Below are 11,747 nucleotides of genomic sequence, written 5' to 3' on the forward strand. Positions count from 1 at the left end.
AGTTTGGTATCAGCAAGCTCCTGCTCAAGGGCTTTAATCTTTTGCTCTGGTGTCAGTTGTTTAGGTTTGGACATGTGGCTTGTCCTGATGACATAGTTAGGTGTTCCCTTACTCCAATCTAGTCGACTATGCTTGCGAAGCCAAACTAATACCGTAGAGCAACCTTGAATACCGTATTTATCTTGAGCCTGTTTGTAAGTCATCTCGCCTTTTTCAACTTGGTCGACGACCGCCAATTTAAAAGCGAGTGAGTAATCCTTTTGAGTTCGTTTAGTGGTTGATTTCATGATGCTCTCCAATTCATTGATTGAAAAGTGTCAACCTTATTTAGGACGGGTCATAGACAAAATAAAAGCCTGTAAATATACAGGCTTTTTTTTATCGGTTTGCCAGATAGCTTACTCGGCTTTTCTCAACATCGCTAAATTATCGCCATGACTGGCAAAATTGAGACTACAACCATTTAAAAACCTTGCAACTTTCTGATCTCGATACAAGTCACCTTGCCCCGGTTGGTTTGGTGCCAATGGAGGAAATGCGCCATAACCCGCTAGCAAACAGTGCCACGAAGTACTATCAAAATGAGTCGATATCTGTTGCCGTTCTATTTCAGCTGTTAAATCTTCGCGTCGATACCAAGTATCAAGTAATTTTAACAAGGACTCAGAAAGGTAATTGTTGTCTCTATTGGCACGCCAGTAATCACTGTCATTTCTAGTATTGAGTTTGTAGTGTGCCACTATGTAGTCACGGACTCGCTCAAAGCGCTCGCAAATTTTCTGGTTAAATTCATCCTGATATTGATGGCTAAAGTTGCCTCGCTCGAATTGACTGATAAAGAGCTCAATACTAATTTGAACTAAGTGCAATGCAGTCGCCTCAAGTGGCTCAATAAAACCCTGTGCAAGCCCAAGTGCTAGACAGTTTTTATGCCAGTGCTTGGTGAGCTGGCCCACCCGCATTTTTAAATGTCGCGCAGACTCTGGCGACGCCAGTAAGCCAAGGTGCGCTCTTAACTCATGCTCTGCCTGCTCCGGTTCAATAAAGTCAGAACTGTATACATAGCCGTTGCCAAAACGAGATGTCAGTGGAATTTGCCAACACCAACCATTCGAGAGCGCCGTTGAAACAGTTTCAACCGGTATATCTTCTGTAATTTGGGTTGGTAGTACAACTGCGGCATTATTAAATAAGTTATCCTTAAAAGGTGTAAATTCAACACCAAGTGTTTTTTGCATCAACACGGAAGCGAATCCGGTACAATCAACAAAAAAATCAGCCTCGATACGCTCGCCTTGCTCCGTCAATAAAGCAGCCACTGACCCGTCACGAGCAGTATCGACCGAACTAATTTTTGCTTGAGTATGTTTAACCCCTTTACCGATAGCATAGTCAGCCAAAAACTGGCCCAGTAAATGGGAGTTGAAGTGATAACCATAGCCTTGGCTAAATGGAAAGTTTTCTGGCGCAACCGGTCCTTTGTTTTGATTGGCTAACACGCCGTTTAACAAGAAGTCTTCTGGTCGAGTGTGGGTATCTAGTCCCAATCGACGCGTGCGACAGTTAACCGCAAACGCACGCTCAGTAAATTTATCAACCTGTGAAATAAACGGGTGACTATAGCTTTCAATGCCTGATGCCGGACTCCAATCGCGAAATCGAATACTGACCTTATAAGTAGCATCACAGGCAGGCATCCAGTCAGACTCTGCAATACCTAAAGTATCGAAAAAGCGTTTTAAGGTCGGCGTTGAACCTTCACCGACACCGATAATACCGATATCAGGAGATTCAACCAGATTTATTTCAACACTTCGATGTCGCCACTTGTGAGCAAATAAGTTTGCCGCCATCCAACCCGCAGTACCACCACCGAGAATTGCTATTTTAAATGGTTCAGACATATCTCTACCCTCGAGTGTACTTTGCGAGAAATCGATCATGACTGGGTAGTTTACCGAGTGGTTCATGCTTAATTTGCTCAAGCCTTACCAGCATTTGTCTGAGCTCTTCAGCGGATAAAGCATTGGCAATTGGGTGGTAATCTTTTGGCTGTATTCCTTGTCCAATCATCACTTGTAACCAAGAGCTTTCGGCAAATAAGTCATTTTGTTCTCTAAATATACGACCGTCAGATTTAAACAATTCAATCTTGTGTTGCAGACTGTCAGGGATATTCATATATCTCATATCCCGCCAAAACTGGCTGTCGGTTCGTTCATTAACGTGATAATGAAGAATCAAAAAGTCGCGAATTTGTTCAAACTCAGTCTTGGACTGTTTGTTGTATTCATCCACTAAAGACGACTCAATCCCGTGATGTGGAAACAGATGTACTAATCTGACAATTGCCGACTGAATCAGATGAATACTGGTTGACTCTAGTGGTTCGAGAAAGCCGCTAGACAAGCCAACAGCAACAACATTGCGATGCCATTGTTTTCTTCTGCGACCCGTCGTAAATTTTATGTAGTTGGGCTCACCAATAGCTTCACTATCTAAGTTAGACAGCAAAATGTCTGTTGCTTGTTGATCACTGTAGTGATGGCTACTGTAAACCAAACCATTGCCGTTGCGGTGTTGTAATGGAATACGCCATTGCCAACCTGCACTATGTGCTATTGAACGAGTATAAGGTACAGTTTTTTCGTGACGCTTTGACGGTACAGCAATGGCTCGATCACAAGGTAACCAATGGCTCCAGTCGTCAAAGCCAGTATTTAGCGTTTGTTGTGTCAACAGGCCTCGAAAGCCGGAGCAGTCTATAAACAAGTCACCATCGATTTGCTCACCACTTTTCAAGACAAGGCTTTTAACAAAGCCATTGGTGCTGTCTTGATGCACTTGTTCAACTGTACCCTCTGTGCGTTTAACGGCCATTTGTTCGCTCAATTTTCGCAAAAATTTGGCGTATAATCCGGCATCGAAATGATAAGCATAAGGCAATTCTACCACTGGGTTTTGGGTATTAATTTGAGCAAATTTACCTTGTTCAGCACACAAGTAATTGAGGTCGTAATCCCAAATAGTTTTGGTTACATCAAACGCTTGTTGAGCGCGTTGCAGGTAGTGGTGAAACTGGCCAAATGCCATCGGCTGCCCAGCCGAGCCAAAGGTGTGATAATAGCTTTCACCGGGCACACGCCAGTTCTCAAACTTAATCGCTAATTTAATCGTCGCTTTGGTTTCAGCTAAAAACGCCTCTTCGTTAATCCCTAGTACTTTATTCAATAATTGAATAGGTGGAATTGTCGCTTCACCAACGCCAATAGTACCAATGGCGTCGGACTCAATTAGTTCAATATCAATAGTATTGCCGAGAAGCTTTTTCAATAGTGCCGCCGACATCCAGCCAGCTGTACCGCCTCCCAATATAACAACTTTTTTTATTGGCGTTGCGCTCGTCGTCACGGGTGCCTCCATATTTTTCATACTCGCATATATTTAAAAAGGAGCTAAAACAACAAAGCCCTGCAGCTAGAAACTAACAGGGCTTAACATCTAAGTAAATGTACCTAACGGCAACGACTAGAAAGTATAGTTGAAGCCTAACAGGTAGTTTGCACCAAATGATTGATGGCGAATAATGCGTCGCGAGTCACCGCTGCCATCGGTGTTAATTGACGGCTCGTTAGTAATGTTTTGTGCTTTTAAGGTTACTCGTAAACCTTTTAACGACTCGATTCCTGATTCGTCAAAGTTATAACCGAGTTGTGCGTCCCACTGTTCGATACTTTCACCGGTCGCATTTTGTAGTGCTAGACTCAAACCGCGCTCTTCAGTTAAGAAATCATCGCGCTTGGTACCCGACACTCTGAACTCAAAACCTTTGTATTCATAGTACGCAGTCAAGCTGTAGATTTCTTCAGACAAGCCAGGTACTCGGTTGTCACGACCTTCTTCAACATCAAGCTCACCGTCTAAAAATGTTGCACTAGCTACGAGGCCAAAGCCCTCTAAACTATCGTGTAAAACGCGCAATGGCAAACTCGTTTGTAATTCATAACCGCGGACAAAGCCGGTTAAGCCATCCTCACGAGATGATGAAGAGCCCAAAAGTGTGCCAGGTCGTTGACCATCTGAAGTTTGGTGGAAGCCTTCAATAAAATCGGCACTGAAGTCTGCTGTGGTCGCGCCTTCACGGTGCCAATTGGTCAAGTCTTTATAGAAAAAGCTAACAGCAAAGTAGCCATCGTCGGTAAAGTAGTTTTCATAAGACAAGTCAAACTGGTCTGCTTCTAGCGGACGTAACGTCGGATTACCACCGCTTGCTGCCCATGGACCAAGCGCAGGGTCAGTTTCAACAATTACAGCATCGTTGAATTGGAAGGTAACTTGACGGTTAGGTCGCAAGTCATCTAAACGAGGACGACTTTGTACCGTAGCTAAACTGGTACGAATAAACTGTGTTTCTGAAAGTTCAAAGCTCAAGTTTAAGGTTGGCAATACATCGCTGTAATCAGCGCCGCCAGTTACCGGCGTAGAAGCGGTAAAGCCTTGAGCATTTGATGTAGTACTAAAACCGGTAGCACTTTGATCTGTATCTACAAACTGTAGACCAATGTTACCGCGAACAAATACGTCACCTATTTCAGTATCAATATCAAGTCTTACATAGGTCGTAAGTAACTCTTCTTCAATAGTGTAGCTATCACCTAATCGACCGTTTTCTACTAGTGCGGCATCTATTTGACGGTAAAAGCCGTTATTTAACAGCGCCAAGCTATCGTAGGCAACAACACCAGGTAAACCGATAAAGTCTAAACTAACAGTACCTAAACTGCCAACTTGGTCAACTGTGCTATCTGCAGCGCCAGTGAAAAAGTTAGATGCAGTTAAAAATGCACCGGTATTTTGTTTTGACTTAGAGCGATCCGAATAAATAACACCCGCTTCAAAACCACTAATAATGCCCCACTCAACAACACCATTAATTTGTAAGCGAGTAGTGTCTAATTCTTCTTCAAAGATTGGTCGGTTAACAAAACCGTCTTGAGCATTGGCTGGGCCAAAGTTGCCTACGGTTAAACCTTCTTGCGCATTCAGAGCGTTCAAGCCACCGCCCCATGCTTGTGGACCTGCTAGGGTAATCACTGAACTATCGGCTAAGTTAGGCGCACCAGCTACAGGCGTGAAAAAGACACCATTTGAGCTTTGTTGCCACTGCCTAGGGCTCACTGGGCGACCATCAATACCTGAGCGACCTACACCAGAATAGCTTTCAACATCAGTAATATCTTTGTTTACTTCACCTGTTGAGTAATCTAACTCAACCGACCAATCGTCGTTAATTGAGTATTCAACATTTAAACCAAACGTTTTTAAATCAGAATCTTGGCTTTGTGCATCGTTGCGAATAACTGGATGGAAGCCGTCATTGCTAGCACTAGTGATTAAACCGTTGTCAGCCGCACCAAATACGGGGTTCAAGAAACCTAAACCTTCTTCAAGACCACGTCTAACATCATTCTCTTGGAAGTCAATGTACAGGCCATCAAATTGAACCATTAAGTCATCATTTGGCGCCCATTGTACAACTGCGCTAATAGAATCGCGCTCGAGTAAAGCAGAGCGTGCAAATGAATCATGACCGTTGAGGATAACGGCAGAATCGCCATTTGAATCAGTAACGTCAGCGTAGTTCCAAGCTCTAAACTGTTCTTCTTGACGAGGGCTTTCCAAAGAGGCGATAACTAAAGCTACGCCTAACGTATCATCGGCAAACGTGTCAACATAGTTAAACGATAAACGGTGGCCATCGTTGTCAAAATCTGGGTTGCGTGAACTTTCAGCGTTCTTTTCGAAGTCAGCGTTAAATGCCAAAACGCGATCTTTGCCAAGTGGATTGATAGTTTGTAAATCAACAACACCACCGATACCTTGCGTAGTCATACCCGCTTCAGGTGTTTTTGATACAACAATATTAGAAATAATTTCGGTAGGATATAAGTCGAATTCTACGCCGCGGTTGTCACCAGTACCCAAGAGTTCGCGACCATTTAAGGTGGTGCCGATATAGTTTTCATTGAAACCTCGAACCGCGATACCACTTGTACGACCATTGCGACGTTCACCAGCAAGGCCTGGTAAACGCGATAAAGATTCAGCAACACTAGTGTCAGGTAGCTTACCAATATCTTCCGCAGAAATGGCTTCAACAATTGAATTGCTGCTCATTTTGATCGCTTGAGCTCGTTGCAAACTACCGCGAATACCTGTGACCTGAATCACTTCAACATCGAGTTCTTCCGCGTTTTGTTCTTGTGCCATTGCCGGACTCATGCCAAAGGCAAAACCACTAGAAATTAACGCCGCACTGATTAAACTTGGCTTAAAATTCTTCATTATTTCCCACTCTTTATGTCGTATTGTGCTAACTCTGTTGAAGAGCCGTTGCACTTATAGTTTTGTTATTTTTGATTTATCGTCTTCGATCCTACCGCCAAGCTCACTTTTAGCTCAATACTTTGCATACGTATTCAAAAACCTGTCACCGCAATTTGCATACGTATGCAAGCTAATTAAGCGCTGATAGCAACTAAATTAGAAACTTTATCAATAGTAGGATTAGCGCTCATAAAAAGACAAAAGTCACCACTCGAAAGCGATGACTTTTAAGATCTACAACCATTCAAACGCATTTTGGCTTTAACAAAGTATACGTTCGCTAACGCTAATGGTAGCGAATAAACACTGATGTCGTATAACCGGGCACTTCAAAGCCTTGTTCCATTGATTTTGCCGCCCGTGAGCGTAAATCAATGCTTTGCTGATGAACCGGGTGTAACTGATAGTGTTTTGCATCTTGGTAGTTAAACACTTGCTTTGTATCAGAGAGATTGAAGATGACAATAATACTGTCAACGTTTTCGTCAACGGGCAGACCTTGACTATCATCAAGCTTCATTACTACTAGCCCTAATTTAGGCGGGCTGTCATCGCCTGAACCAAGTCTAGCGGTATTCAAAAACGTTAATTTGTCTTTAATTTGCTGTTCCGTGGTTAATCGAAACAATCTGCTGCTTGAGCGAATTGCCAGTAATTCAATAAAGTGGTTAACCGACAAATTAATTTCTGTACGCGAGACTTGATCACGGCCCTGATGACCCGCTTTAACGCGATTGATCAACGGCCAGTTATCTCGATCTTTATCTGCAGGTGGCAAACCAATATCGTAGTAATTGTGCTGGTTAGAAAAATCGACGCGATTAAACCAGTCACCATAATCATAGCTGTCGCGTAAAAATGACTTAGAACGAATTAACTCCGAGCCCATGTGAATAAATGGAATGCCCTGACCCAAGATCACATAAGATAAACTCTGCATATGCAAACGCACGCGATCAGACAGCGAAGTGGCAAACGGCAAGCGGTATTGATTGTTATCCCATAAAGTTTGATTATCGTGTTTAGAGACGTAATTTATCGTATCCGCGGGATCTAACGCATAACCTGTGGGCTGATCGCCATAGGGGATATCTTTACCAAGTAATGGTTGAACTAGCCCTTGCTGATTCGTGGTGCTAATTGAGTTAGTCGCGCTACTGTTAATTGACCTGTTATTCGCGCTCTGTAAATCAAAATTAGCCAAATTGCCCGCCAAGCCAACTCTCAATTGATTCAACCTGAGTTGATACTCTTGCTGCAGTTTTTCCTGATTGTTGGCGATATCTTGCTGTTCATTAGGCAATAATAACAAGCCATTCGCCAAACCTTGGCTATCGCGAGTATTGTTACCACCACCGCGCACAGCATCGCGCAAGCGATCGCTAAAAGTGCCAATTTCACTGCCCCCGAGCGCCAATTGGCTCGCTTGTTCGAAGCGCTGATGGTTAGCGACTTCGCCAAAATTCCAGCCTTCACCGTAAAAATAAGTGTCGTGATCAACGGCACGTACTGCTTCTCTCGCCATTAACATAGTCGATTTAGGCTGGTGTCCCATTAAATCAAAGCGAAAGCCGTCAATTTTATAATCACGCGCCCATATCACTAGCGAATCTGTCATCAACTTTGCCATCATCACTCGCTCCGTTGCCGTGTTACCACAAGTGAAACAAGTAGACTGTTCAACAATACCGGTTACCGGATGTAGTCGATGGTAATAACCCGGTACAATTTTATCTAATACCGACTTGCTCGCTAAACCGTATTGGTAGGTGTGGTTATAAACAACATCCATCACCACGCGAAAGCCGAGTTGATGGAGGCTTTGAACCATTTCGCGAAATTCAACAATACGAGTAATGCCATTGGCATCTGTGGCATAGCTGCCTTCAGGAACATTGTAATGATATGGATCATAGCCCCAGTTATAGTCGTCATAACGGCGTAAATCACTGACCAAAGCTTGGGCTTGTTCACTTGATGGCGAGTAACTCGACAGCACTTGCATCAAGGTTTTATTGACATCGATGGAGCTTAAATCTCGACAAAATTCAATATCAACTGACTGCTTAGCGAGCTTTTCACAGACTTGTTTTACGCTATCTCGATAACTAATCACTTGCTTGGGGTTTTCAGTTACCGTGGCAAAGTCGTAAACAGGTAATAAGTGTACAGTCGTTAAGCCAGCCCGTTTAAGCCGTTTTAAATGCTCAATGCCAGAAGAGCTTTGCTCAGTAAAGGCTTTGAATTTTCCGCGGTGTTTTGGCGATGATAATTTTTGATCACTAGCGCTGAAATCTCGCACGTGCATTTCGTAAAGAATATGGTCTTCAACATGAGCAATTTCTGGTACCACATGATCTTGCCAATTGGCTGGCTGAGTGCGTTTAGTAGCCAAATCGACTACTTGGGAAAACTCGCTATTAGCCGACAGACTCAAAGAATATGGGTCTGTTGTTACTAACGTTTCAACCCGCTGTGTTTCTGGGTGATAAAGCGATATGCGGTACTGATAGTAACGACCAAACAAGTTGCTGGTGATTTGTGTCTGCCAAACGCCTGTTTTTACATTTTCGGTCAGCGCGATAATTTTTTCTGGTTTTATCTCGCTGTTGAATTCACCATTATTCGATGTAACAACTTCTTCGGGGTTATACAGTAAGAGTTCGACCGCCTGTGCCGTTGGTGCCCATAGCTTAAAACTCGTCCCTTTTGAAGATATAGAGGCACCGAAGTCACTCACTTCATTAGCATCGTCTTTACCCGCGGTATAAAGAACATCGAGCACTTCACCAACTTGCACGTTTGAAAGTCCAGACAACTCAAGCCTTGATAAGTCTTGTTCAGCTTCAACCACAAACAAGCGATTTTTTAGTAGCTGTTTAGCATCTTGTTGACTGATATCTAAAAAGAAGCCAGTAAAGTTGGCTAGATGTCGATACTTATTGATAAGTTCCCGAGAAAGACTCTGCCTTGATAGTGACATTGCCTCGAGTTTTTCACCATCATCACTAACTAGCAAGTAGCTTTTATCAGGCTTGGCATTAGCTAAAGCTAAGTGGTTAACCGTCAACCAGTGGGCGCCGTGGTCTAGCTCACCTGTTTTTACCAGTTGATTGACTTGTCGCACAACAGTTGCTGAAAGCAGTTGCGATTGTAGCGATACCGTCGTCAAATGCTCGGTCGATGTTTCCTCTTGCATCGTACAGGCAGAAAGTCCTGCCAATGGCAGCAATAAAGTAAAACTCAATCGACGCATTTGATAACTTAACACTTTATCGACAAAATAATTAGCCATGATCAGCTCCATTATTAGTTGCCTTTCTGCTAAAGCTCATCACGAGTCGAGGTATAGAATTGTCGAGTTTGTCGCACTTAGCTCGTTTGAATAACAAGAAGCAACAAAAGGCGGTAAGATTATACGGTGACACGAGCTGGCTGATGCCCGCTCGTGTCACCAATAGATATTTTTGTAACGCTAATTAGCTATGGTTTATAAATAGCAAAACTCAATCCAGCTAATTGCCCCGCCTCGTTACCTTTAGACTGATAAATCAGTTTGGCATTGGCAAGCGCTGCGATTTTTTCTAGCGGCTGAGCTTGCTCACTGGTGTTAAAGGCAACAATCAAAGACTGCGGCTTGCCGTCTTCAACTTGAACATCTCGTTTAATAACGAATAAACCCGGTGTTGGCTGCGAATATAGCGTTGTTTGTTGACCGTGGCGCAACGCAGGCTGAGCCTGATACAGCGCAGCAAATTCACTAAAGATTTGATAGAAACTGTGGTTAACGTCAAAGTTATCGTCTGCGGTCGTTTTATCTGTCGCCAGTAAATCGTCATCATTATACGTCGCAACCATTGACGGCATCATATTTTGACGAGAGTCTTGGTCACCCCCATCGCCAACAAAACCCTGCTCATCACCGTAATAGATAACAGGAACACCTCGGCTAAAGTAAATCAGTGCATGGGCAAGCAAGGTTCGATCGATCATAGCTTGCTCGTCGTATCCGTGTTCGCTTTGCTTTAACTTACCCGCAATTCGGCCCATGTCGTGATTACCTGTGAAATTCACCAAGTAATTCGCGTCAAAGCCGCGATCAGTTTGATAAAAGCTGTCTTGAGCAAAAAGCTCAGCTAGCACGTCAGTTCCCTTTTGATCGACAAGTGCTTTTTCAATCGCACCTTGTAGTGCAAAATCAAGTACTGCTGGCAACTGCCCTTGCTTCATAAACTGGCTTAAAAATTCAGGCTCAAAGCTATAGGCTTCACCAAACATCACAAAGTTACTGATACCTTGTGCTTGAGCATGCGACATTAACGCTGGCGAAAAGGCTTGCCAAAACTCCATGTTAACGTGCTTAACCGTATCAATGCGAAAACCATCGGGTTTAAACTCGCTAATGATATCCTTATAGATATCAATCATACCGTCAACAACTTCGGCGTTATTGGTATCGACATCGTCTAAACCAGAAAAGTCGCCGCGCACAGAGCTTTCACCTTGCCAAAAAGAATCCCCTTGGTTGTGGTAATACTTAATATCGTTTAACCAATTAGGGTACTTAACCGCTTCTTCACCGGCAGGAATTAGCGCCGTGTATGAGTCATTTTCGAGGTTAGCTTTCGGTTTAAACGGACAGCTGTTCCCCTCAACCAACCAACCTAAACCATCATCACCATGACATTCTTTGTACTTAATAACGTCTGCAGTATGGTTAGTGATAATATCGAAAAACACTTTAATATTGCGCTGGTGTGCTTGGTCGATAAATTGTTTGAGTTCAGTGTTACTGCCCAAATGCGGATCAATTTCAGTAAAATCCAAAATCCAGTAACCGTGATAACCAGAAGTGCCCGCTTGCATTGCTTTGTTGCGCAGTACCGGGGTTAACCAAATGGCAGTCACACCCATGTTATCTAAGTAAGGCAATTTTTCTGTCAGGCCAGCTAAATCGCCTCCGTGAAACATGCCTTTGTGGGTAACATCTAAGCCACCACGAGACAAGGCTCGTTTGCTATCATCCGCCTTAGCTCCTAAGTCATTACTTTTGTCAGCGTTGTAAAACCTATCTGGCAGCACGAAGTAAAAAACTTCATCTTTAAAATCGCGTTCTTGATAAGGCGCAAGTTCACTTGCTTTACCTTTAACAGCAGTAGCAGCTTGAGTCATAATAGGGCTACTAGCAGATTCTGCTACTTGCTCTTTATCGGTGCCACATGCACTCAGTGCCATCGCAAGCACGATAGGTGAAAGGCCAGTAACAAACTTAGTGGCTAAATTAGTCATAAAGAAACCTTGATTATCATTGTTATTGTCTAGGATTAGTGACACCAGTCTTGAACACACTCAAGACTGGC

The 11,747-nt window shown here is 43.4% G+C and carries 5 protein-coding genes and 1 pseudogene; all 6 read right to left on the reverse strand.

Features of this window, described 5'->3' with window-relative positions; all coding sequences use genetic code 11:
• Window positions 1-287: pseudogene (locus J7384_RS03025) on the reverse strand (IS3 family transposase); the annotation flags it as partial.
• 111 nt (window positions 288-398) lie between these two features.
• On the reverse strand, window positions 399-1,904 hold the full coding sequence (locus J7384_RS03030) for a tryptophan halogenase family protein (RefSeq protein WP_209111309.1): 1,506 nt from the start codon (window positions 1,902-1,904) through the stop codon (window positions 399-401).
• Window positions 1,905-1,908: 4 nt separating this feature from the next.
• The gene (locus J7384_RS03035; protein WP_209111311.1) at window positions 1,909-3,411 is read right to left on the reverse strand and encodes a tryptophan halogenase family protein; all 1,503 of its coding nucleotides are present in this window, start codon (window positions 3,409-3,411) and stop codon (window positions 1,909-1,911) included.
• Window positions 3,412-3,528: 117 nt separating this feature from the next.
• Window positions 3,529-6,345, reverse strand: a complete 2,817-nt coding sequence (locus tag J7384_RS03040; RefSeq protein ID WP_209111313.1) for a TonB-dependent receptor — start codon at window positions 6,343-6,345, stop codon at window positions 3,529-3,531.
• Between the two features lie 328 nt (window positions 6,346-6,673).
• Window positions 6,674-9,682: a pullulanase-type alpha-1,6-glucosidase gene (gene pulA / locus J7384_RS03045; protein ID WP_209111320.1), complete on the reverse strand. Its 3,009-nt coding sequence runs from the start codon at window positions 9,680-9,682 to the stop codon at window positions 6,674-6,676.
• A gap of 188 nt (window positions 9,683-9,870) precedes the next feature.
• The gene (locus J7384_RS03050) at window positions 9,871-11,676 is read right to left on the reverse strand and encodes an alpha-amylase family glycosyl hydrolase (protein WP_209111321.1); all 1,806 of its coding nucleotides are present in this window, start codon (window positions 11,674-11,676) and stop codon (window positions 9,871-9,873) included.
• Window positions 11,677-11,747: the final 71 nt, after the last annotated feature.

The organism is Endozoicomonas sp. G2_1 (assembly GCF_017744155.1).
GTDB lineage: Bacteria > Pseudomonadota > Gammaproteobacteria > Enterobacterales > Alteromonadaceae > JAGHQT01.

Excerpts from the sequence above, each read along its gene's own strand:
- J7384_RS03050 (WP_209111321.1), bottom strand. The coding sequence starts at position 11,676 with ATGACTAATTTAGCCACTAAGTTTGTTACTGGCCTTTCACCTATCGTG.
- J7384_RS03030 (WP_209111309.1), bottom strand. The coding sequence starts at position 1,904 with ATGTCTGAACCATTTAAAATAGCAATTCTCGGTGGTGGTACTGCGGGT.
- pulA (WP_209111320.1), bottom strand. The coding sequence starts at position 9,682 with ATGGCTAATTATTTTGTCGATAAAGTGTTAAGTTATCAAATGCGTCGA.
- J7384_RS03040 (WP_209111313.1), bottom strand. The coding sequence starts at position 6,345 with ATGAAGAATTTTAAGCCAAGTTTAATCAGTGCGGCGTTAATTTCTAGT.